Below are 22,343 nucleotides of genomic sequence, written 5' to 3' on the forward strand. Positions count from 1 at the left end.
CTAGCCCTCTGCCTCGGCGAGTTCGGCACGCAGCCGTTCCAGCGAGTTGCGAATGTTTTTCGCATTGCGTTTCTTCAGCGTGTATTCGCAGACCTGAATGGCCAGTTTCCTGTGGTTTTTCTCCTCGGCCTTCATCAGGAGGTCGTGCTGGTATCGGGGCAGGTCGCGGCGTGCGCGCAGCAGTTGGTAGAACCGTTGGGAGGTGAAACGGCCCTCGCAGATTTCGTTCAGCATCGGTTTGAGGATGTTCATATTGGCCAGCGCCTGCGGCAGCTGGTGGCCGAAGAACGGCATCCTCATCTTGCGGATATTGTCACCTGTGAGCCGGTTCACCTGTTCCACATCCGGCGCGAAATAGGGGTCGTACAGGACCACGACATCCTCTGCCGATTGGGTCGCCTGCGCTGCATCCGCATAGCGGTCCTCCCAATCCAGACGCGCGGTCCAGCCCCAGCGGTTGTCATCCGGCAGGATGCGACGGTCGAGCGTGGTCTGCGGCGCGATGGCAAAGACCTTGGAGCCTGGCGCGCATTGCGAATAGGTGAGTGCGCCAAAGGCCCCCATGGAGGCGCCATAGAACAGAACCTCGTCAAATTGTGCAAAGAAGCCGCTGTCGCGCAGCTGGTCAAAGCTGTCATGCACAAAGGGGTTGCGGAACCAGTTCCGCTTGGCGCCGATCACGCCAAGCACCGAACAGCCCATGGTCTGCGACAGCAGCTTGTAACCCCAGGGCCAGCGCTGGCCCTCCTTTTGCTGGACGACATGGATATTGTCGAAGCTGACCACCAGACGCTTGCCAGAAGGCTCGTAAAACAGCGCGTTGTCCTTGTCCTCCCAGAAGAAACCGGCAGGCTGGGCGGCATGGGCGCGCATGTCGGTGAACCGTGCATCACCGGTCATCGGCTGGGCGCTGTCCGGCGCGTCCGGACGCCTGACGGCGGAACGATCAAGGGCGCCCTGATTTTTGATCTGGGCATTGGTGGCGGCCGGCGCGATCGTGACCACGCGGCTGGCAGGCGCCGGGGCAGGCGCGACGACGGCAGGCGCAGGCGCAGAGGGGCGCTGCATCTTCTGGGCGAGGTCGGCGATATCGATATCGGCTCCCAGCTCGGCCTCGCGTGTTTTCAGGTCCGCAACGCGGATCTTGCCCTGCACCATCTCTTTCAGCAGCCGGGTCTTGGCCTTGATCTGGGCGGGAGAGAGCAGCAGCGCCTCCGGTTCGGGGATCTGCACACCTGCCGGGGTGCCTGCCTCGGCCTGATCCTCAAGCTTGGTGAGGTAGATCGCATCCGGGCGCGCGACCTCGGTCAGGTTTTCATATAGATTGGCGTATTCCGGCTGAGATTTCAGATCGTCGATTTTGGCCCTATGCCATTGCACGGCCTCTCCGTGCAGGCGTGCCAGCTGCGGATCCGCCATCAGCTGATCCAGTTCGGCCCGCATCATCGGCAGGCGATTGAGCATCCGCCCGTCGGTTTCCGAGGCGTAGTTGCGGCGCGCCCAATAGTCGATCCCCTGATCCTGTTCGGTATGGTTGATCCGCCCACGATCCCGTTTCACCAGGAAACTGTCGGCCGACCGCAGCACATAGTGGTTCAGTGTCGCCATCCGATAGCCAAGCGAGCGTTTGGTGGAGCGCCAGCCGTTGTTGGTGAGCAGCATATCAGGCATGACGCGCCCGGACCCGTTTACCCAGCGCACCTGCGAGACGTTGTCTTCGTTGTCGATCTTCAGCGGGCGGTGAACGCCTATCTTGGTGTAGGGCGCGGATTTATGCACCATGCTCTTGAACCCCCAGCCAAGCCGGGGTTTTGGGATGAACTCGGGCGCGCAGCGGGTGAACTGTTCGATAATGGGGCGGTCTTCATAGGTGCCGACCCCGCCATTGCCGAAGAATTTCCAGGTAAAGGAGATCACATTCGGATCGCCAGCGGCCCTGAACAGATCGGCAAATCTGCCGTCACCGACATGGATGTTCACAAATTCATCGACATCAATGGTCAGAACCCAATCCGCAGCCTTGAAGGCAGGCTGTCTCATGGCGTCCTCCAGCGCGACATGCTGGGGCTTCTTGCCGGAGGCCGGATCCCAGGGATTGTCAACGCGGGTGACCAGCCCCAGTTCTGCCAGACGGTCCAGCATCGCATCGGTATTGTCGCGGCAGTCGTTGGTGTAGATCAGGAAGTGTTTCGCCCCGATTGCCTTGTGATAGGCGATCCACTCCAGAATGAACGGGGCCTCGTTCTTCATCGAGGTGAGGATCAGGATATTGTCGTGGGAAACCGGCTCTGCCAGCGGCGCGAGGCGATCCCCGAGTGTTTCGGTCCGCAGCTCCAGATTGTCGATCGCCCGCTGGTAATGGGCGCTCTGCGTGAGACGATCCAGCGGCATTTTGAGCAGGGGATGCGCGGTCTGATGTGCTGCTGCCCGTGGCGCCGGAGCCGGGGTTTTTGCGGTTGCAGCCGCGGCTTTGGCAAGTTCGGCCTGTGTGGGTTTGCCCTGTGGGGGCCGGTCCGGGATCGGTGCGGCGGCGGCGTCGATATCATGCCGGACCAGCGCGCGGCCGAGATAGCTGTCGGGATGAGGAATGCCGCCTTCATGGGTGATCAGGCGTCGGCTCAGCCGACGGTTCCACAGATGCACACCATAGCAGCCCTCGTCGATCTTCTTCTCTACGGTATAGCCCGGTGACAGCAGGTTCCGGCGTTCTTTGAAAGAGATCTGAAAGAAGGCCATCTGCGGTTTCACATGCGCCATCTCACCGGTTTCATTCAGGAAATAGGTCAGCGCCGACGGCCCCCAGACGCCCCATTTCAATTCGGAGACATGAACCGGGTTGCCAGCCGCATGAGCCGCCTCCAGGGCCGCGCGTTCCTCGCCCTTGACCCAGGGCGGGATCGGGTATTCGTTTTCGCAGAACGTGTTCAACCGCTGTAGCGTCCGCGAAAACCGGGGCAATCCCAGAACTGCATTACAGACCAGCCGTCCCGGTTTTTCCCAGCCAAAGACCCATTGGTCCTGAAAATCCCAGGGTTTGACGCAAAGAACATCGGCATCCACCCAGATCACATTCTGCATGGAAATCATCTTGTAGCGAAAGGCGTCGGCATGAACCGCAGGGGAGCCGGAGACCTTGTGGCGGATGAAATCCGACGCCGGGAAAATCCGGTTTGCATCCATCAGCTCGACACCCGGCGGGCAGTTGTCGACCGTCTCGTAGGTATAGAGCAGGGTGCGATGCCCGTGATCGGCAAAGGATTTCAGACAGGTTTGCTCAAGATAGCTGAGATTGCCACCAATCCAGAGGGAGGCGATTACCGGGAGGTCAGACATAGTATTGCGCACTGCTTCATTCTTATTCTGGGACTGTCGAAGGGGCGCTGGTCTACCGTCCGGGGCCGCGAGATCCGACGCGCGACCGCTGCCAGCTGCAAAGCTGAGCCTGCAAAACGGTTTTCTGTCCGGCAATGCCCTGTTCGACACTCATCCTCGTGACTGCGAGAGGTTCGCGAAGGGGCGTATCGCCACCAGAGCCCCTCTGATTAAGCAGGGACAGCCCAGGCCGCCCGCACGTCCTCAAACTCGTTTTTATCTAACTACCGGAGCCACTTGACCGTCTGCTTGCGATCATTGCCTGAGGTGACCCCACATGTCATAAGCGGACGATAACCTACCTTCAGGGCGCGTTCAAATGATTGTAAGCCACAAGCACAACTTTGTTTACGTCAAGCCCGGCAAGACCGCGGGCAGCTCGATCGAGCTGGCCATTAGCGCCTATTGCGGGCCACAGGATGTGATCACCAGGCTGCGCCCGCGCGAGGAATATCAGCGCGGCGACTGTGCGGCGCGGATCGAAAACCCACAATTCGTGAATATCAATTCCGGCGAGACCATCGAACTGCAGAACCATTCCAGATACAGCGATGCGCTGCGGGTATATGGCGAGCAGATCGTCGACTATGATGTGGTTTGCACCGAGCGGAACCCGTGGGAAAAGGCGATCTCGTCATTCTTCTGGAAGGGAAACAGGCGCCCCGAACGCCCGGTTGAGCCGCGCTTCAAGAGATTTGTCAACGACGGTCGCTGGCCGCAGGATTTCGATGTCTACTCCGTGAACGGTGTCTGTGTCGCCGATCACATCATCCGGGTCGAACGTCTGAAGGAAGACTACCGCGATTTCCTCGGATCATTGGGCATTGTGATCGAGGGGGAGATCAGCTTCCCGGCCTCCAAGGGCTTTCAGCGCCCCAAGGAGGCGACACGGGAGGTCATGTTCACGCGGCCTTGGGTGATCCGGGCAGTTGAGGAGCATTCCCAAGAGCTGCGCTCGGTGCTGCCCTACCGTTTCGAAGACCGCAGCGCACCGGAGGTCCACCTGAGCCCGGACCGCCGAACGGCCCGCTATCGGTTTCTGGAACAAAACGCCTGCGGTCCCGCCTATTGGCAGCGCGTGCCGACATCCACATCGGCCTGATCCGGGGGGTAGGCGCAGTGCCGATGAGTTCAGTTGAACGCCTGGAGGGAAGTGCCAGATCCGCCTTTAGAGGCGACGCGAGCAAAACAGTCAAAGCTGTCGCGCATCGCGCTGTCAAATCTGACGTCTGGAGGCGAGTACCGGAATCGAACCGGTGTACACGGATTTGCAATCCGGAAAATTTTGTTGATTTTAAAGGGAAAAATTGTAAACGGACTTGTTTCGTTCAGGGTCACTTTTCAAGAGGTTACGAGGCCCAAGTAAACGGTTTTTCACCGGCTTTTCCTCTGGCGAAAAGGCAAAGAAAAACCGCTGAGGGGGCGGCCACCCACCTCAACGGCATAGAAGAATATTTCCGTCTCCAAACATATGGCATTTCCGGTCTGACCTCAACCCAATTGGCGGTGAGAACATGAGCTGGCGCATCGCAAACGAGTGCGCAGAGCGCCGCTTTGGCAGCGCCGCGCGCAAGCAGATCATCATGTTTCTGGCCGACAAGGCGAGCGATGACGGTTCGGGCATCTGGTGTTCCAAGGGGACGATCCAGCGCCACACAGAGCTCAGCGAGAGCACGGTGAAGCGCACCATCATCGACTTTCTGCGTGAAGGCATTCTGATCGAGACCGGGCGGCGGCAGTGCAAGAATGGCTACACGGTCATTTACCGCATCGTTCTGGAGCGCGTGGCCGCGCTGGAACCCACGGCAGAGCCCGACATTGAGACGGGGGTCACTGTGAACCCTGTCCAGCCTGAACCCGGTACGGGGTCCACGGTGAACGGGGTACGGGGTTCACGGTGGACCCCAAACCATCCTAAAACCATCCATAAACCACCTACGCGCAGGCGCGAGGCGGCGGAGGAAGTTGAAGATCTTGAAACTGAGAAGATCCTGGCTGCCTACCCCGAAGACAGGATCCGAGACCGTCGAACCAGTCTGCGTCTGATCTCAGCGGCTGTGAAGGCCGGTGTGACGCCCGATGACCTGCTGCAGGCGGTCAAAGCCTATGCCAAGGAAAGCGAAGGCTACACGCGCAGCAAGGTCTGTTTCTCGGACAACTGGCTCAAGATGCGCCGGTGGGAGAAGGGACTGGCCCAGATCCAGGCCGACCGTGAGAAAGCGCGAGAGGCCGAAGCCAAAGGCCGTGCGAGCCTTGCCGAGTGGATCCACGAGCGCCATCCATTGTGCCGCCATATCACGACCCGTCAGATCGAAGACTTGATCGCGTCAAAGCTGGTAACGCCCGAACAGGTTCGCGCGGCGGGGATGCAGGCGTGAGTGACGAGATGATCGTATGCGATGCGGTTTGGCTCGGAATTCGAGCTCGTCTCGCGGCGAGAGGCTTAACCAACCTCGGAAGATCTTCATTTTGTGAACGAACTGTTGGTTGCATTTACGTTTATTTCGTTTATTTTGAATATTGCGAATGGAGCGCAAGATCCGGTCGTGTGAAAAGGAGAGAACTCGTGATGATGCAAGCAAAAGAAGCGTTCGCAGAACGTTTGCCGGATCAGGTCGAAATTGAAAATGCTGACAGTCTTCGCCGCATCCTTGCCTCGCAAGTGAACGGTGATGAGGCGGTTGAGCTTCGGCTGGCATTCGGCGAGAAGCAGATTGAACCTGTGACGTTGGCCCCAGCCCTCGCGGCATCCTTGATGGAGTTGTTGCGGTTGGTTTCAAGCGGCAGAGGGTTCCGGATGATCCCTGTGGATGCAGAGCTGACGACCCAGCAAGCGGCCGATTTGTTGAATGTGTCGCGCCCACACCTGGTGAAGCTGCTAGAAGATGGGGAAATCGCCTTCTTCAAAACAGGTCGGCATCGCCGTGTGAAAGCAGCAGATCTGTTTGAATACAAAAAGAAACGCGACACTGATCGCTCTGACGCACTGTCTGACCTCGCGGCAATGGACATGGAGAACGATCTTTTATGAGTGACTATGCCGACCGTTTCACGGCACTGATTGACGCAAATGTCCTGGCGTGCGCGATGCGCAGAAACATAATCTTGTCGCTGGCCGAGGCCGGTTTTTTCCGGCCCCGGTGGAGCGATAGAATTATGGATGAAACCGCCGGTGCAATCGCTAAGATCACGAAGGGGGGCGCTGACACAATCAAGCAGCGTTCCGCTATGGAGCGCGCTTTCCCTGAGGCATGCGTTACTGGGTATGCTGGGCTTGAAGCGGGTCTGGAGTTGCCCGATCCTGATGACCGGCATGTTCTTGCTGCGGCGATCACAACATCCGCTCAGGTAATTGTTACGGAAAACCTTAAGGATTTCCCAAGCGAAGCACTCGCGCCTTTTGACATCGATGCAATCTCGGCCGACGAGTTTATTTCTGATGCCATCGAACTTGACCCACTCGCGGCTGTAGTTGCGCTGCGGAGAATGCGTGAGCGGTTCAAAAATCCTGATATGGATGCCGAAGCATTATTACAGCGGATCAAGGCTCGAAAACTATTTCAAACCGCTGAAATTTTGCACCAATTCGTAGAACTTCTGTAGCCTGAATAGCCGAGTCGTTCGCACAGGAGATGGCCTCAAGCGAACACGTTGATATCTATCTACGCTCTAAGATCTGTTGCACGACGGGGTGCATCCATGCAGGGACGTGCCTGCTTTGCTTTGCCAAGAGCGTCCTATCATTGTCGTCCAGTCCGCGTGCAAGCCGGTCGACGATTTGACTGTCCACACGGTCCTTGCCGACATAACGCAATGCCTGGAAGACAACCCCGGTTTTATGGCCTGCGCCGACGAGCGTCTTGGAGGACGCGTTCCGGAATTGGATGACTTGCCGTCCAACTTTTTTGGTGCGGGTCGGGCCGTCGGTCATATAGGTTGGCTTGGAGGGTACCTGAGTGGAAAGGCCCAACTGATTGGCAGCCATCGAAGGAGAAGGTTGCAAGATCTGACCATCCTTTCGAGCAATAGCCTTTGCTATGTCTTCGGCGGAAGGCGACAGAAATCCGAAGCGCGGGCTCTTCTTCGGGTAGTCATACAGCCCCCGCATCAGTCGCCGGATCACACCCTGATTTGTAAGGCGTGATAGGGCCTGATCCACGCTTGCGCGGGATCCTATGTCGAGAAAATCGCTCGGTGCAAAGATTGCGCCGCGACCTCTTCCGATGATGCGTTGTTTGATGTTTGACGTAATCATATTCGAACTCTTTGTCAGAAAATATGGTATGTTTTTCTGAAAATCAATGGGCCATAAAGTAACCCATGGCTAGGTGCGACTGGCATAGGGCGAAGAGAAGCACTGGTGGGAAATTTACGCTGCGGCGCAAAATTTGGAAAATTACGCCGCAGCGTAAGTTGTCGCGGACTAGACTGCCGATCCTATGATCTATAGATCATATCGAGGCATTATGATCTATAGATCATAGGAGCAGGAGGCAGGCTTGCAGAATTTCGTTCGAATTCCCAGAGATCTTGGGCATGCGGTCCGTCAGGCTCGTCGAGAGAAGAGCTGGACGCAGTCCGATCTCGCCACGCGCAGCGGTGTTTGGCAAGAAACGATATCGAAAGTTGAGGCCGGGCGGGGTGGCACAAAACTCGACACGATCCTGGCGCTGCTGGCAGCCCTCGACCTAGAGCTATTGGCGAGAACACGCAGTAAGGGCTCTGCATCTGATTTTGACAACATATTCGACTGAAGCTCCGCGGTGAAGGAGTGACTGCCCTGAAAGCGCAGCGGTTTTTGTTCTCAGCTCTTGTGACGCAGGATGGTGAGCCTGCAGTTGCAATGGAGTGACTGGGCCGCGTTTCGTAATGGTAACCTTAGCGCTCTCAATGTTGTCTTGAGGTAACATAATATGTGACTGGAGTGGCGGCGTTAGGTTGTCGAGCTAAAAGGAGGAAATTGACATTAATGTTTTCTCAATATAACATTTATGAGATTAGTGTCGCTTGGAGATATCATTATGGCTGTTCCGATCAAGATGCCCAGGGCGGCGCGTAAGGAGCTCGTGACACTTGGGGGAAACATTCGTGTAGCGAGACTGCGCCGCAAACTGACCGCAGAGATTGTTGCGCAGCGCGCTGGCACAACGCGGCAGACCATCGCGAAGATCGAAAGCGGGAACCCTGCAGTTAAGATCGGCACTTACGTGGCCGTGTTGCAGGCGCTCGGCCTTTTGAAAGATTGGGGGAATATCGATGACCCGGTTGGCGAGCAGATGGCCCTGGATGACCTCCCGCAGCGCGCGAGACTGAAAAATGGTTGAGGTTTGGATCGACTGGAAAGGGTTGAAACGGGTCGGCACGCTTCACCGCACAGCGGGGCGCGGCAGAGAGCGGGTGTCCTTCACCTATCATGACGACTGGCTTGCCGACGAAAATGCCTTTGGGCTTTCGCCGGACATGCCTCTCGTTAAAGGGCAATTCGTGCCTGAGGCCGGGCAGGACATGCTTGCACCGCTTGGGGATTCTGCCCCCGACACCTGGGGCAGAACGGTGATGCGGCGTTTTGAGGGGCGCATGGCAGAGGCCGAAGGGCGACGTCCGAGAACACTGCAAGAAGCTGACTACCTGCTTGGTGTGAATGATGAGACCCGTTTGGGTGCGCTGCGCTTCAAGGTTGATGGCGAGTTTCAAGCGCGCGACGGCATTGGCGTGCCTGCTCTCGTGAGCCTTGGGGATTTGCTTCATGCGTCTCAGCGCGTTCTGCGCGGGGAAGAGACTGCTGAGGATCTTCAAATGCTGTTTGCACCTGGAAGTTCTCTGGGCGGCGCTCGGCCAAAGGCCAGCATCCTCGACCAACACGGCCGTCTGTCTGTCGCCAAGTTCCCGAAAGAGACGGACACCTATTGCATGGAACGCTGGGAGGCTATCGCACTGGAGCTGGCAAGGCGCGCCGGAATCACGGTTTCTGATCACACGCTTGAGATGGCTGGCGATAAGCCGGTTTTCTTGTCCCATCGGTTTGACCGGAACGATGACGGCAGGATCCCGTTCATGTCGGCCATGGCCATGCTGGGCGGCAAGGATGGTGAAAGCTACAGCTACTTGGACCTGGCCGATATTATCACCTCAGAAAGCGTGACGCCTGACCAAGACCGGGAAGAGCTCTACCGGCGGGTGGCCTTTTCCATTCTCGTCACGAACCTCGATGACCACATGCGCAATCATGGATTTCTGCGTGGGCGGGGCGGCTGGCACCTTTCACCGGCCTACGACATCAACCCTGTGCCGAACCAACCACGCGTGCTCAAGAGCTACGTTGATGACGACAATCCGGATGCCAGCATCGCCCTGCACCGGGCCCAACATGAATCCTATCTTCTCGAACGCGGGGAGGCAGATCGCATCATTGCGGAGGTGGCCGAAGCGACGATGGCTTGGCGTGACGTTGCCCGTGCCCTGGGGGCTCCGGAGAGGGAGATCAGGGAGATGGCGACAGCCTTCGAGCACAAGGAAGCGGATTTGGCGCGCGAGTGAACTGGGGCAGCTGTTGTATGGGCTTGAGCGAATGCCGTTTAGCTGCAGCGGGTTTTTGAGGTCCTTTGCCAATGCGATGCGGGATGACGAGCCAGGTCGATTTTGGGATGCCAAGTTCGGCCCCTCAACGTCGTGTTTCTGATTGCTGAACATAAGCGGGCATCCGTGTCAGACGCGGTGCAAGCCCCGCTTCAACAAGAAAATTCCCCTGCGCCAGCGCATTCCTCGCGAGGCAAGTTTCTCGCTGACAGCCCCTTGGTGCCAGCTTTGGTCATGTTCATCGAAACACTCAAAGTGAGGATCAAAAAATGGCTACTCAAACTCTGAAACTGAACGTCAAATCCGGCGAAAAAGACGGCAAGAACTTCTGGGACCGCTGCGGCGTCCTCTTCGTCAACACCGACGACAGCGGCAACATCACGTCGATCAACGTCAAACACAGCATGTTTCCCGACGTCGAAATGGTCGCCTTTCCGCGCCGCGATGAAGATCCAGTCACCGAGTGACCTCAATTCCAGGGCGGGTTCTCCGCCCTGGCCTTCATCGGCGAAAACAATGTTGCCAGCTAGGTCGCTTCATCTTGCGACCGAACCTGACGGTTGAGGCGCGAAAGGGGTTCACTGAAGGCCGCTTCCAGTTTTTGGATATGAGCCGCAAGCCAACCAATCATCTCGGGCCACGCTTCCCTGTTGAAGCCGTCAAAGGGCTGAGCGTAAACAATGCGGCTGGCCTTCTTATCGTCCATGCGCCGCCAATCGAGTTCGGCCCCAAAAGCTGCTTCGATCGTATCTTTCTGGCCATAGAGCTGATCGAACAACCATTTGTTCTCTGCGGTTTCAGACCGCTGTAAGCTTATCTCGACCCGTGCTTCATCTCGCGAGAAGATCATCTGATAGGGGCAAGACCTGGTCCCAGATCCTGCGCTGAGCCAATGATCTTTGGTTGGGCTGATATTCTGGTAAAGTGTAACGCCGTCGACACGCAGCTGTTCAAGGGCCGCTTCCCAGAAGTCCAAGCGCAGCTTGTGCCGCTTTTTCTGCGTGTCCTGGATGGCTTTCTCTTCATTTTCTTTGCTCGACATTCCGATCATGAAGTCCGCCGCCTCAGGCGTGGGAATAATCTGTTGAATGTCGACCATCAGCTCGTCGCCAAACGAATACGGAGTCACCTTGAAGCATTGTGCGCGAATTCCGCGGCTGAGGAGCCACAGGACCGTTGCTGTGACCTCGCGCCGAAAATTGGCTGCGATGAAGATCATCCGCTGGTCATTGCCTGGGTTGAGGACGGTTTCTTCCAATTCCTCAACTTCCATGAACTCGCAGATCCGCACGGCAGCATTGCCGCCGCCCGCATAGCGGTCGAGGTATTGCTGATAAATATCGACGATCTGGGTCTTGGTCAGGCCCGAAACGTAGGCGGTGTACTTCAGTGCCTGCCACGTCACATCTCGCCCGCTGTCATCAAGCTTGTTCTCGATCACAACGAGGTTGCCGTCCTTGTCGAGCGCCAAGAGATCCAGGCGTTCGCGGGTTTCATCAAACCCGTCGAACTCTTTTTGAATGATCAGCAATTCCTCCCCGAGGGCATCAGGTTGGTTGGCCAGCCACTCCTGCAAGTGGTCACGCTCGCGCAGGTTCAAGTCGGAAAAGCGCTTCTGGGTCAGGCGGGACAAACGATTTTGGTTCAAATCAACACGGAACAAAGAAATCTTCTCCTACTTCACTTGCATCAAAATATGCGATCCCGTTCAAGTTCTCTGCCATCAAGTAGGATTGCATCTCAGTTGTGTTTTCTTGAAGGCGCGCCCAGTCTGGGTCCCCATCGTGCATCTTTGTTTCCATGTCTGGATCGAGCAATTTCATGCCGTTGGCTAACCCGCACCCCGGTCCATACTGGAAGAGCTCGTGCAGTGGCCGCATCCCAGGATGCAGAACGCTCAGTGTGCGTGACTTCTTTCGCTCGACAAAATTGGCAGACGCTACGGAACAGCCCCAAAAACTTGGCGGCTTGAACCCAGACGAAACTTGGCGGAACAACTGTCGGTTTTTGACATGGTCGTGGTTGTAGAAAACGTAGATGGGATTGTTTGGTCCCGCGCGCTTGATCAGAGTTTTTGTCTGACCCTTCTTCAGCACATGGCCATCGTACCGCCCCGGCATCAATTGGTTGGTTCTTCCGGGCCTTCGATCATGCCGCCGATACAGCTTCTTGGCCTGAACCCGGAAGCCAATGCGACATGGCCCTTGTTTAAAGAACCAAACCCAGTCTGCACCGGTATCTTTCTCGCGTTCTCGGGTAAATAGTCTAACTCGGAACCCAGCATTCGGGAGGTCACGTGCCATCTGCAGCAACAGACATTCAGTTATTGTTTCTTCCTGAAGATTTAGCCCTTCTCTGTAGGCGTTGTTCTGTTCTCGCCAAACAACACCCGACAATTCGCGCAGATATTTTTGCATTCCCAAGGCATGTATATTGGGTTTGCCGGGCCAAAACCTCATAGTGCCGTCTCTAATTGATTGCAGGTGGAGGCGGCACGTAGGACGGTGCATCGCGATAGCGAACTGGTCGCCCAGTGCCCGCTTTCCTTGGCGCATGTTTTTTGGGGCCAATCGGCGCTGCAATAGCTCGATTTATACATCGCCGAGCTCTCCAAGGTCGATATCTTTCCCCGCTTTGATCAGATCGTAAATAAGGTTCGTCAGGATGCCGAGGCCTTGCTTGTCTTCTTTGAGAAGATGAGTGGCCAACGCGTTGTTCGAACTCATTGCGCGCACTACCGCGCCTTGAACCGCGCCGGGAAGGCTTCCCTTCAACGCTTGGTCTTTGGAATTTTCCTCAACTTGCGCTCTCACGATGCTGTTTTCACGGGTTATCGAAACGATTTGGTTAACGAAGCTTGCTTGGTCCTTAATCGGAGCGGCTTCGCCAAAGATACCGTTCAATCGTTCGATCAGCTCCTGCAGGTAAACAGGAAGCTTACCGGGCGCATTTGAGCCGCCTGGTCCCGTGGGCTTCAAGTTTGGATCAGGGTCATCGCCGTTGTTGCCCTGGTCATCGTTCTTTTTGATGTCGTATCCCGTTAGTGAAATGCCTCTGAGGTCGACATGCTCGGGAGGGATGCCATTGAGGCGGTTTGCCAGGAGTTTTGTGAAAGCGGCAAAGTTCTCCATGCTGGGATCTCCCAGATCCACCAATTGCGCAATGTAGGTGTAAGTCCTAGAGAATCTGGACAGACCCGATTTGAACTCCAGCATCCGCCCGATACTTTCCTCTAACTGCATCCTTTCATGCTCGGCCTTTTTCGCAGTGGCATCGTCTCCTGCTTCGGTTGCCTTCAGGAATTCAACTTCGCACCGAGCGGCCTCTTCGCGGAGCGCTTTGAGGCGGGCGTTGAACAGGTCGGTCGGTCGTTGGGTGGCCGCAAACATCGCCTTGTGGTGATCTTCTTCGCCGGTGTCGAAGGTCTTGGCGGTTTCGAAGCGCGCGACCTTGAACGCTTCAATGTCTTCGTCCGAGTAGATGCCCTGTTCGTCAAGGGTATCCTTCATGTCGTAGATGACGTTTGGGTCTTGAACCTCGGTGATTTGCGCGCCGGAATCATATTTCTTGAAGGCCGCTCGGATCGCTTCCGGGTCATTGACGAAGTCGACGACGAAGGTCTCTTCCTTGCCTGGGAAAGTGCGATTGAGGCGCGATAGCGTTTGAACGATTTCGACTTCATTCGCGATCTTCTTGTCGACATACATAGCAACGAGCTTCGGCTGGTCGAAGCCCGTCTGGAACTTATTGGCGACCAACATCACTCTAAATTCCGGCCTATCAAATGCGATGCGCAGGTCCTTGACCTCAACGCCCTTGTTCATGTTGCTTTCAGTGAATTCCGCATCATCGTCACAAACGAACAGATCGCCTGAAATCTGCGTGTCATCGGAATGCATGACGTCCTTGCCACTGAGCTTCCCCGAGAAAGCGACCAGCGCGCGAACGTCTTTGTACTGAGGGTTCGCCATGACAAACGCATCGAAGGCCTTCTTGTAGCGAATAGCCGCCGCACGCGAGCTCGTCACAACCATTGCCTTCGCTTTTCCGTCAAGGAGAGGCGAAACGTTGTGCCGAAAGTGCTCCATGATGAACTGCACTTTCTGGGTGACGTTCGTGGGGTGCAGGCTCATCCATTTGGCAAGCGCCCGCTTGGCCGCCTTGCCGTCGACGCGCTTTTTGTCTTCTAGCTCTTTTCCCAGGTTGAAGGCGGTCTTGTATGAGACGTAGCCCTTGAGCACATCGAGGATGAACCCCTCATCAATGGCCTGGCGCATCTCGTATTTGTGGAACGCACGCGGCAGGTTGTCTGGGCCTGCCGGACGGGACGTGTCTTGCGGCCTACCGAACAGCATCAAGGTCGAGTGCTTTGGTGTCGCAGTGAACGCGAAATGTGACAGGTTCTTTGGCCGGGCACGGCTCTTTTGGATCTCGGTCAAGAGCTCTTCGACGGTCATATTGGCAGTGTCTTTGGCCGAAGAAAGAGCGAGCGTCGCCTGCAGCTTCGAAGCAGTGCTGCCGGTCTGCGATGTATGCGCCTCATCGATGATCACAGCAAAGCTACGATCCTTCAGCGACGTTTCCGTCAGGATCGCTTCCATCGCGTGCGGGAAGGTCTGCAGCGTCACCACGATGATCGGAACGCCTTTTAGAATGGCCTCTGCCAGCTGAGCTGTTTTCGTTTTCGAGCTTGTCTCGCGGTCAATCGCAGCGATCATGCCCTTGCGATGGTCGATCTGCTGGACAGCATCTTGCAGCTGGCCGTCCAACACGGTTCTGTCTGTCACGATGATCACGGTGTCAAAGACTGCCTTGCCGTCATCATGGCGCAGCTTGGTTAGGTCGTGCGCCGTCCAGGCAATCGTAGATGTCTTGCCCGACCCCGCACTGTGTTCGCAAAGGTAAGCGTGCCCAGGGCCTTTCTCCTTGGCATCCGCGATCATCTTGTTGACCGCGTCGTGTTGGTGGAAGCGCGGGAAGATCAGCGTTTCTTTGACCGACCAATTGCCCTTCAGGTCCACCACATCTTTCTTCTCGACATAGACGAAGCTGTGGAAGATGCGCAGGAAGGCATCGGGCTGGCAAATCTCTTCCCAGAAATAGGCGACGGGGTATTCGCCGTCGTCACGGGGCGGATTGCCGCCTTTGCCGTCATGGCCACGGTTGAAGGGCAGGAAGTAGGTGTTCTCACCTGCCAGTTTCGTGGCCATCCAGATTTCACTGTCGGACATTGCGAAATGAACTATCGCCCCGCGTTTGAAAGTCAGCAGCGGGTGTTTGCGCCCGGTGGCTGGGTCTTCGGGCAGGCGGTCACGCTTGTATTGCTCGCGCGCGCTTTCGGAGGACTGGGTGAAGTCGGTCTTGAGCTCGACCGTGGCGACAGGCAGCCCGTTTATGAAGAGGCCCAGATCGATCGCCAGCTCGCGGCCGGGGTGGTACTTCAGCTGCGGCACAACGCGCAATCGGTTGGCTGCATAGCGCGCGATGATGGTCTCGTTGCGCTGATCTTCGGGCGCGGCCTCGGACATGTCGATATGCCCGCAGCCCGCGATGGAAAAGCCACGGCGCAGAACCTGGATTGTGCCCTGTTTCGCCAAGGCGGCGTCGAGACGGGAGAGCAGCGTTTCGCGGGCGCGATCACCGTTCAGGGCGACGAGCTTGTCCCATTTCGGCCTTTGGGTCTCTTTAATCCAGGCCTCCAGATCCTCGGTATAGACGGCGGTGTCCTGGTCAAAGCCTTTCGTGTCGCCGAGCAGCCAGCCCTGTTCCGTCAGCTTCTTGACGACATAGGCCTCAAGGTGTTTTTCGTGGTGCAAATCGCTCATGCTGCGGCCCTCACATCAATCTTACCTGTCACCGCCGCCGTAATGAGCGCCGCGCGCCGTTCTTTCAAAAGTTCTATTGTTTCTTGCGTATTTTGCATCAAAGCCTCAAACCGATCATTTTGACGCTCTAGATAAACGCCGATACGTCTTTGCTCCTCAATTGGAGGCAGCGGTACCGGCAGACTTTGGAGTAGTCCTTGACTCAAAGACGCGCGAGTTACCAATTTCATTTCTTTCCCAAAGTAGTGTCGTATGCTCGAACTTTGAAATGCATATTTGGAGAAAAGACCATCCAACATACCTTCGTAAGGTCTGAAGCGGATAAGAAAACCGGCAAATACGGCATCTGGAATAGTCTTCAGGCAAACACTGGGAAATGCTATTTCATCAATCGTCTCTGAAGTGCGAGTGAAAAGAATATCGCCCTTTCTGATAGAGTATGAGACACGGTCAGCCCGCGTGGATTCCACCAATCCGCTTACGGTCTCTGGCAATTGGCGATTTTTATAGACGTCTCCATAGCTCACGAAAGGATGGCCCTTACCGAAAGCATCGCCGCCGATATTGATACCATTTGCGGAACGGCCAAGATAACCCAGCTTTGTTGAGCGCCAAGTCTGTGGAATGTCTCCTATCCAGTCTACCCCAGACGGCTTCATCTGCGCTGATGGGTCAATGCCTTTCGTGACTGCGAGGCTGATGACGGCCGCGCGCTTTTCCTTGAGTAGAGCGATGAAGCGCGTCTTTTTTGTAATCAACCCATCTATCCGTCCGGTTTCGCGGTCGAGGTAGTCAGCGATCGCGGTTTGGTCTTCCCTAGACAAATCCGGAACAGGAAAGTTGATGAGCTCCGATGGATTGAGGTTCTGACGAATGCCGCCGCCAAGGCCATTGAAAATGTTCCCGAGGTAGGCGGCGTAAAAATACCAATAGTAGAACTTGGACACGACATCTTCGGATGAAGGGGCAAGACGAATGTATGCTGGACTCATAATCCCGCGACGAGGAACCAAGCCTACGCGGCTCGTCTTGATGTTCTGGAGGTCGATCAGTTTGAAGGCCAAGTCACCCGGTTCAAAGATTTGGTAGGAACCATAATCAGAGGATTGCAGGCCTTCATTGTCGTCCAGCGAACGATCAATGACGCCCCTCATGGTGAGTGCAAGCCGGTGGCTTTCCTTCATTCCCGTGTTCGGTTCCTTTGTGTATTTGAACCGATGTTTGGCGGGCAGAGTTGACCACAGAGAAGTGCCGACAAAATCGTCTAGGAAATCCTTAGGGGTCATTCCGTCACCTCAGCCAAGACTTCGGCGATGGAGGCCTCGATAGCCTTCAGCTCTGCATCGATCTCGTCCAGATCGCGCGGCGGCACATACTCGTAGAAATAGCGGTTGAAGTTGATCTCATAGCCGACAATCCCGATGTCCCCATCGGTTTCGTCAACGTAGGTCTCGTCGATATAGGCGTCGTGGGCGTGGGGCGTCACCTCGGTTGCGAGGTATTCATGGATATCGTTGCCCATGGGTACGTTTTCGTAATCTGTCAGATCATCGTCAGGGATCAGGTTGCCCTTCTTGTCCGTCACAGCGTCCAGTTCTTCATCCCGCACGCCAAATGCCTTTTGAAACGCCTTGATTAGCGCGGCGTCGGTTTTGCCCAGCCCCGCGTCCTTCTTCGCGGCGGCTTTGGCAAAGCTGTCGATCCAGTGCCAGTCATGGTCGGTTCCAGCGTGCTCTGCCAACAGGTCACGCCAGCCTTGGCGCTGTTCATCGGTGCGCTTTACCCAAGCCGTGTTTTCGGCCAGCGCCTCAAACCCGGCGTCCGACACAACGATCTTGTGACGCAGAGGGCGCAGCACCCTGATGCGCCGATACCCGAAATCCTTCGCATCGAGGATGAGGCTCTTCTTGGTCGGCTCGAAGGCGGCATAGAGCTGCACGATATCGCGGATTTGATCCTCGCCGATCTTGCGCCGCTTGTTGCCCTCGCTCTTGCGGAGCGGTTCATACATTTCGGTCGCGTCGATCAGTCGTACCTTGCCGCGCCGGTCAGCGGGCTTGCGGTTGGACAGAACCCAAATGTAGGTGCCGATGCCCGTGCGGAAGAAGATCTCGGTCGGCAGGGCGATGATGGCCTCGACCACGTCCTGTTCAAGCAGATGGCGGCGGATTTCCGATTCACCCTGACCGGCGTTGCCGTTGAAGAGGGGAGAGCCCGAGAGCACGATCGCCGCGCGCCCGCCGCCCTTTGCAGGGTCTTCAAGTTTGCTGAGAAGGTGCAGCAGGAACAGCATGGAGCCGTCGCTGACACGCGGCAGTTTTGGGCCAAAGCGCCCCTCGAATTTCTGGTCGCGGTGTTCGCGCACGACATCGGCCTGGTCCAATTCCCACTTCTTGCCGAACGGCGGATTGGAGACGCAGTAGTGGAACTTCTCGTGGCGGAATTTGTCGGCAGACAGCGTGCTGCCAAGCTTGATGTTCTGTGACAGGTCGCGGCCGGGGTCAGACTTGAGCGTCTTCAGAAGCATGCTCGCCAGACAGACGGCGTGGGTTTCAGACTCCAGCTCCTGGCCATAGGGCACAAGCGTTGGTGCTGTGCCATAACGATCCTGCAACGACTGCACGTGCTCCATGCCGTCGGAAACGAAGCCGCCGGTGCCGATCGTGGGGTCGTAGAGCGTGCGGATGATGCCGGGGTTGTCGATGAACATCTGGTCATCTGGTTCGAGCAAGAGCTCGATACCCAGGTGGACAACGTCGCGGGGCGTCATGAAATCCTCCGCCGCTTCGTTCACCTCGGCCCCGAAGCGGCGGATCAGGTGCTCATAGACGTTGGACATGGTCCGCTCGGGGACCGCGTCGGGATGCAGATCGATCGCGGCGAAGTTCTGGCAGATCTTGTAGAGAACGCCCTTCTTGTCCATCTGGCTGATCGTGTTGATGAAATCGAACTGCTCGAAAATCACGCGGGCGTTTCCGGAGAACTTGGCGATGTAGTCTTCAAGGTTCTGCCGGGTGCGGCCAGACCCAAGCGTTTCCAGGCTATAGCTCGATGTGTTGTAGAAGGGGTAGCCGGTTGCCTGACGAAGGATGACATCGACGTCGAGCCCGTTTTCGACGGCCATTTTGTGCATTTTGGCGGCTTCTTCCCGAGTGGGTTCAAGGACACATTCCAAACGGCGGAGCAGCGTGAAGGGCAGGATGATTTTGCCAAAATCGACGTGTTTGAAGTTGCCCCACAGGTCGTCCGCATTTTTCCAGATGAAATCTGCGAGTGATGTGTGGGTGTTGTTGGCTTTGGATGCGGGTGATGCTTGTGTGTTCAAGGGTCAGGTCTCGTTCTGATTGGGTGCTTCACGCTTGGCGTGAAAATGAAATGAATTGGTCTGGGTTGAAAGCGGGCGGTCAGGATTCCTCAAGGTGCAGCTTTCGGCTTGGCCAAGAGTTTGTGCGCTCGGCTTCAATCTCGGCCATGATTGCTTCGATCTGAGCATGCCGCTCTTGCCTCAATTGAAATGTGTGTTCTGCGCGTTCGGCGTCGTCATCGGAGGGAATTGGAACTCGGAAAGCCTTCAGGTCTTTGATAGCGATTGATTGGATCGCTGCACCGCCAGCAAGTGTGCGCAGTGCTTCAACGACTGTTGGATTTGCCAGGTACTCATAAAGAACCACACCGGATATTCCTCCGCGTTTCGGGCGCAAAATCATGAAGGATTGCCCAGCCGTCCAAAACCCATCTTCGTCGCCAGTCGGCGCATCGGCAGGTACGAGTCCTGCGGTGCCGATCGTACCTTTGACCGACAAGACTACATCGCCGGGAAGTAAGCGTTGGTTGCGAGCTTTGCGCATCTGCGCGCGTTCGAGCGTCGATATTTTGTTTGGTTTCATCAGTAGACCACTATCGCCAACATCTGCCGGTGACGCCTCGAAGATGGTGAATTCGCCGTCATCCGTTTTGCCCAAGCTCAGAGGCCGGATCAATTCGACAGCATCTTCCAACTCAATCGTGCTTGAGCGTTCTAGAAAGCTATCAAGTGCGGCTGCAGCTGGCGGAAGCAAATACCGGTTTATGCTCAAGATGAAGTCTTTCTCCTTGATCTCTCTGAGCGAGACATCCTTGGCGAAGGTTTCATCGATTGAGGTGCTTTCCTCAAAAAAACTGGCCCAGTTTGTGCCCGGAAGTATTTCTGGACGCCCCCTAAGGGTTCTCCCAGAGAACTGTGGATGAGAAAGATCCAGCATTCTGACCTCGGGATAATCTTTGCCTGAAGGGCCGAGAACCAAAACGTCTGTATTGATCATTGTGTTTGGGAAAATCATGCCACCGGGTACCGCAAGGATCCCTTTCAGACGGCCGGACGCGACGAGCGCTTCGCGCGCCAAAGGTTCAACGCCAACTCCCCGAAACATCAAACCGTCGGGCACACAAAGGATTGTATGGCCGCTGGTTTGTGCCAGCGCGTCCGCTAGAGCAAGTGCATCTTCGGTTAATCGTTTTTTCCCTTCCTCTGCGTCCAATACCGCGAGTGTGCGTCGCGGAAACTGGCTTGTGTTTGCGGGTCTGGTGCCGAAAGGGGGAAAGACCACTTCTGCGTCAAAAGCAGTGGTATTGGTGCGCGCCAAAGGATCAGCGTTTTGGACCTGCAATTCGCACTCCAAGAGAACGGCAAGGCTTTGCGCAAAGTCACAAATGTCCTTATTTTGTGCTACGAAGAGCACTGCCTTGCCGCGCATTGCCGGTAAAAGTGCTGTGTGGAGAGAGGCCTCAAACGAGCAGCGTACGGAACTCGCGCTATCGACAAATTCTGCAAAGCGCTTTGCTGGGGTTTTGGGCAGCCATAGCTCGTGGCGCCCATGACTAGATGCCATTAATTCGTCAATCGCGGTCAGACGTTCCTTCGGCGAAAGGTCAAGAAGTGCCTGTGTGGCCTCATCAAGAGCTTTCCCGCCTGCATGCTCACTCGCGGCCTCCAAACCAATTGGGGGGGACATCGAATTTTCAAGGTTCAAACGGGATGCGCCGCTGAATGCCAAAATATGGGCTGGATGCTGAAGGCCGGAAACTTCCCGCATAGTTGAAAGGAATAGCCATGGATTGAACTTAGCCATTTTCAGCCCCTTATTTTTTTGACGCCGGACGTGCGAAACTGCCAGTGTTGTATGTCGTGATCTGACAGTCACCAGCAACGACGACCGTTACCCCGCCTTTGCACTTGGCGCGCTCGAGGAGCTTCAGTGTTTGGCGAAGTTCGGCCACGATTTCGTCGCAGTCCTTGCGGCGCAACACAATTTTGTCGCCGTCAAAAACGCCATGCTCCAGCGCTAGGTCTACCATCTGCTTGTTGATGCCGCGCTGGTTCATTCTGCAATCCATGTGGTTTGTAACTTGCATCGACTTGCTCCTCTTGATGACCAACAGATAGGACAGCCTGATTTGAAAATCAACCCCTTATTTTATATTTTTAGCACGAAGCCCTGTCAGGTCGAGGCGCTAGCTTCAGCTTGCTGCCAGTCATGGTAGGTTTGTTTCGATCCTTTGACCTTCCACTCCAGGCGTCCGTTGCTGTTTCGATCCAAGACGACAGCAGCGGCGGCTGAAGGACTATTGAACGACCAAGGTTTCGTGAATCTGAGTTTTTGGTTGCCGTCCGCAACCAAAATGCCGTCTGAAATGAGCTTTTCCTTCAAGCCGCCGTAGCTCTGTTGGACATAGCCGGTTTCAGTGAGCGCCTCGGAACCTTCCAGTACAACAAATTCGCCGTCTTCTTCGACAGCCGTCGCTTTGACGCCGCTCTTGTGGCGGATCTCAAACTGCACTTCACCTGCGGTTCGTTCGTCGACTGGCTTCGCTGTCTGTGTCACCGCGCGCGGTTGTGGCTTGAGCATATCCAGTCCGATTACGGGCAGGATGATCCGCAGGTTTGATAGAAACTGCTCCATGTTTGCAACGTCAGCCTCGGGCAATCGTCGCCTGCTGGTGTCCGGCTGCGTGCCATTATCCAACGTGACGCGGCCTGCTTGGGCGGCTTGTTCTATGAGCCGCGCCTCCAGGTATTCCGCGTGCCCTTTGGAAAGGTCATCATCACTCGTCGTGATGGTGATGGCCGTTTCCCAGAAATCTCTTTTGATCGCGCTTTGCTTGATCCTCTCGGCTACGGAGTTTCCGGAGCCAATATAGGTGCGGGTTGCACCGGCCTTTTCGGGATCAGGGCCCGATAGGATATAGATGCCGGTCCGATCAACCTCTTCACGGGCGGTAAGATCCCCGAAAGCCGAAGCCCCACTCACAAACAGCAAACCTGTCCAACCATGGATCGTCGCTTTTCGCAGCCCGGTTGGTTTCCCATCGACGAGAAAAAGCTGGATTGTTCGACCGAATGAGCCCTCTGTTTGCACGATTTATTCCCTGAAAACATGATTCTAATAATTTCTTGCACAGCACATCTTAACCACGAAATTACATGATTGTCGTCCCGTGAGGACGGCTTGTTAAAAACGGACTGCACCGGAGCTCAACGGGCCGTTGGCCCGCTCACCCCGCTTCAGGCATCCTTCATTTTGTTTGGTCCGC

The 22,343-nt window shown here is 56.1% G+C and carries 18 protein-coding genes; 8 read left to right on the top strand and 10 right to left on the bottom strand.

Annotated elements, in window-relative coordinates; genetic code table 11:
- Entirely contained in the window at positions 1-3,333 is a 3,333-nt protein-coding gene (locus VWZ87_RS12255) for a glycosyltransferase family 2 protein (RefSeq protein ID WP_416535073.1), read from the bottom strand.
- Positions 3,334-3,691: 358 nt separating this feature from the next.
- Here VWZ87_RS12255 and VWZ87_RS12260 point away from each other — a divergent pair, with 358 nt between their 5' ends.
- From VWZ87_RS12260 to VWZ87_RS12275, 4 genes are all read left to right on the top strand, one after another.
- Positions 3,692-4,474, top strand: a complete 783-nt coding sequence (locus tag VWZ87_RS12260) for a hypothetical protein (protein WP_416535074.1) — start codon at positions 3,692-3,694, stop codon at positions 4,472-4,474.
- A gap of 412 nt (positions 4,475-4,886) precedes the next feature.
- Positions 4,887-5,750: a hypothetical protein gene (locus VWZ87_RS12265; protein ID WP_416601045.1), complete on the top strand. Its 864-nt coding sequence runs from the start codon at positions 4,887-4,889 to the stop codon at positions 5,748-5,750.
- Between the two features lie 191 nt (positions 5,751-5,941).
- Positions 5,942-6,403, top strand: a complete 462-nt coding sequence (locus tag VWZ87_RS12270; RefSeq protein ID WP_416601190.1) for a helix-turn-helix domain-containing protein — start codon at positions 5,942-5,944, stop codon at positions 6,401-6,403.
- Positions 6,400-6,975, top strand: coding sequence for a PIN domain-containing protein (locus VWZ87_RS12275; RefSeq protein ID WP_416601048.1), 576 nt, complete (start codon positions 6,400-6,402; stop codon positions 6,973-6,975). The genes VWZ87_RS12270 and VWZ87_RS12275 overlap by 4 nt, the downstream gene beginning before the upstream one ends.
- 55 nt (positions 6,976-7,030) lie before the next feature.
- Here VWZ87_RS12275 and VWZ87_RS12280 read toward each other — a convergent pair whose 3' ends face one another.
- Positions 7,031-7,627 (bottom strand): DUF6088 family protein, encoded by a 597-nt coding sequence (locus VWZ87_RS12280; protein WP_416601051.1) that lies wholly within the window; start codon positions 7,625-7,627, stop codon positions 7,031-7,033.
- Between the two features lie 244 nt (positions 7,628-7,871).
- Here VWZ87_RS12280 and VWZ87_RS12285 point away from each other — a divergent pair, with 244 nt between their 5' ends.
- The 4 genes from VWZ87_RS12285 to VWZ87_RS12300 all read left to right on the top strand — a co-directional run bounded on the left by VWZ87_RS12285 (position 7,872) and on the right by VWZ87_RS12300 (position 10,415).
- Positions 7,872-8,126, top strand: a complete 255-nt coding sequence (locus tag VWZ87_RS12285) for a helix-turn-helix domain-containing protein (RefSeq protein ID WP_416601054.1) — start codon at positions 7,872-7,874, stop codon at positions 8,124-8,126.
- 267 nt (positions 8,127-8,393) lie between these two features.
- Entirely contained in the window at positions 8,394-8,696 is a 303-nt protein-coding gene (locus tag VWZ87_RS12290) for a helix-turn-helix domain-containing protein (RefSeq protein ID WP_416601057.1), read from the top strand.
- On the top strand, positions 8,689-9,909 hold the full coding sequence (locus tag VWZ87_RS12295) for a type II toxin-antitoxin system HipA family toxin (protein ID WP_416601060.1): 1,221 nt from the start codon (positions 8,689-8,691) through the stop codon (positions 9,907-9,909). Before VWZ87_RS12290 ends, VWZ87_RS12295 begins: the two co-directional genes overlap by 8 nt.
- A gap of 308 nt (positions 9,910-10,217) precedes the next feature.
- The gene (locus tag VWZ87_RS12300) at positions 10,218-10,415 is read left to right on the top strand and encodes a hypothetical protein (RefSeq protein ID WP_035262952.1); all 198 of its coding nucleotides are present in this window, start codon (positions 10,218-10,220) and stop codon (positions 10,413-10,415) included.
- A gap of 59 nt (positions 10,416-10,474) precedes the next feature.
- On the opposite strand, the gene VWZ87_RS12305 is transcribed toward VWZ87_RS12300, so the two are convergent.
- The 8 genes from VWZ87_RS12305 to VWZ87_RS12340 form a co-directional block, all read right to left on the bottom strand.
- Positions 10,475-11,611, bottom strand: coding sequence for a DUF4268 domain-containing protein (locus tag VWZ87_RS12305; protein ID WP_416601063.1), 1,137 nt, complete (start codon positions 11,609-11,611; stop codon positions 10,475-10,477).
- On the bottom strand, positions 11,598-12,365 hold the full coding sequence (locus VWZ87_RS12310; RefSeq protein ID WP_416601067.1) for a DUF6615 family protein: 768 nt from the start codon (positions 12,363-12,365) through the stop codon (positions 11,598-11,600). Before VWZ87_RS12310 ends, VWZ87_RS12305 begins: the two co-directional genes overlap by 14 nt.
- A 174-nt stretch (positions 12,366-12,539) precedes the next feature.
- Complete coding sequence (locus tag VWZ87_RS12315; RefSeq protein WP_416601069.1) at positions 12,540-15,773, bottom strand: type I restriction endonuclease subunit R; 3,234 nt, start codon at positions 15,771-15,773, stop codon at positions 12,540-12,542.
- Complete coding sequence (locus tag VWZ87_RS12320) at positions 15,770-17,059, bottom strand: restriction endonuclease subunit S (protein WP_416601072.1); 1,290 nt, start codon at positions 17,057-17,059, stop codon at positions 15,770-15,772. Before VWZ87_RS12320 ends, VWZ87_RS12315 begins: the two co-directional genes overlap by 4 nt.
- Positions 17,056-19,098, bottom strand: coding sequence for a type I restriction-modification system subunit M (locus tag VWZ87_RS12325; protein WP_416601074.1), 2,043 nt, complete (start codon positions 19,096-19,098; stop codon positions 17,056-17,058). Before VWZ87_RS12325 ends, VWZ87_RS12320 begins: the two co-directional genes overlap by 4 nt.
- A gap of 79 nt (positions 19,099-19,177) precedes the next feature.
- On the bottom strand, positions 19,178-20,881 hold the full coding sequence (locus tag VWZ87_RS12330; RefSeq protein ID WP_416601076.1) for an N-6 DNA methylase: 1,704 nt from the start codon (positions 20,879-20,881) through the stop codon (positions 19,178-19,180).
- Positions 20,882-20,891: 10 nt separating this feature from the next.
- Positions 20,892-21,134: a hypothetical protein gene (locus VWZ87_RS12335; protein WP_416601079.1), complete on the bottom strand. Its 243-nt coding sequence runs from the start codon at positions 21,132-21,134 to the stop codon at positions 20,892-20,894.
- A 116-nt stretch (positions 21,135-21,250) separates the two neighbouring features.
- On the bottom strand, positions 21,251-22,168 hold the full coding sequence (locus VWZ87_RS12340) for a GIY-YIG nuclease family protein (RefSeq protein WP_416601082.1): 918 nt from the start codon (positions 22,166-22,168) through the stop codon (positions 21,251-21,253).
- Positions 22,169-22,343 lie beyond the last annotated feature (175 nt).

It is taken from the genome of Phaeobacter sp. JH20_37, assembly GCF_048056015.1.
GTDB lineage: Bacteria > Pseudomonadota > Alphaproteobacteria > Rhodobacterales > Rhodobacteraceae > Phaeobacter > Phaeobacter bryozoorum.

Coding starts and splice junctions, on each gene's coding strand:
- VWZ87_RS12255 (WP_416535073.1), bottom strand. CDS start 3,333: ATGTCTGACCTCCCGGTAATCGCCTCCCTCTGGATTGGTGGCAATCTC.
- VWZ87_RS12260 (WP_416535074.1), top strand. CDS start 3,692: ATGATTGTAAGCCACAAGCACAACTTTGTTTACGTCAAGCCCGGCAAG.
- VWZ87_RS12265 (WP_416601045.1), top strand. CDS start 4,887: ATGAGCTGGCGCATCGCAAACGAGTGCGCAGAGCGCCGCTTTGGCAGC.
- VWZ87_RS12270 (WP_416601190.1), top strand. CDS start 5,942: ATGATGCAAGCAAAAGAAGCGTTCGCAGAACGTTTGCCGGATCAGGTC.
- VWZ87_RS12275 (WP_416601048.1), top strand. CDS start 6,400: ATGAGTGACTATGCCGACCGTTTCACGGCACTGATTGACGCAAATGTC.
- VWZ87_RS12280 (WP_416601051.1), bottom strand. CDS start 7,627: ATGATTACGTCAAACATCAAACAACGCATCATCGGAAGAGGTCGCGGC.
- VWZ87_RS12290 (WP_416601057.1), top strand. CDS start 8,394: ATGGCTGTTCCGATCAAGATGCCCAGGGCGGCGCGTAAGGAGCTCGTG.
- VWZ87_RS12295 (WP_416601060.1), top strand. CDS start 8,689: ATGGTTGAGGTTTGGATCGACTGGAAAGGGTTGAAACGGGTCGGCACG.
- VWZ87_RS12300 (WP_035262952.1), top strand. CDS start 10,218: ATGGCTACTCAAACTCTGAAACTGAACGTCAAATCCGGCGAAAAAGAC.
- VWZ87_RS12310 (WP_416601067.1), bottom strand. CDS start 12,365: ATGCAAAAATATCTGCGCGAATTGTCGGGTGTTGTTTGGCGAGAACAG.
- VWZ87_RS12315 (WP_416601069.1), bottom strand. CDS start 15,773: ATGAGCGATTTGCACCACGAAAAACACCTTGAGGCCTATGTCGTCAAG.
- VWZ87_RS12320 (WP_416601072.1), bottom strand. CDS start 17,059: ATGACCCCTAAGGATTTCCTAGACGATTTTGTCGGCACTTCTCTGTGG.
- VWZ87_RS12330 (WP_416601076.1), bottom strand. CDS start 20,881: ATGGCTAAGTTCAATCCATGGCTATTCCTTTCAACTATGCGGGAAGTT.
- VWZ87_RS12335 (WP_416601079.1), bottom strand. CDS start 21,134: ATGAACCAGCGCGGCATCAACAAGCAGATGGTAGACCTAGCGCTGGAG.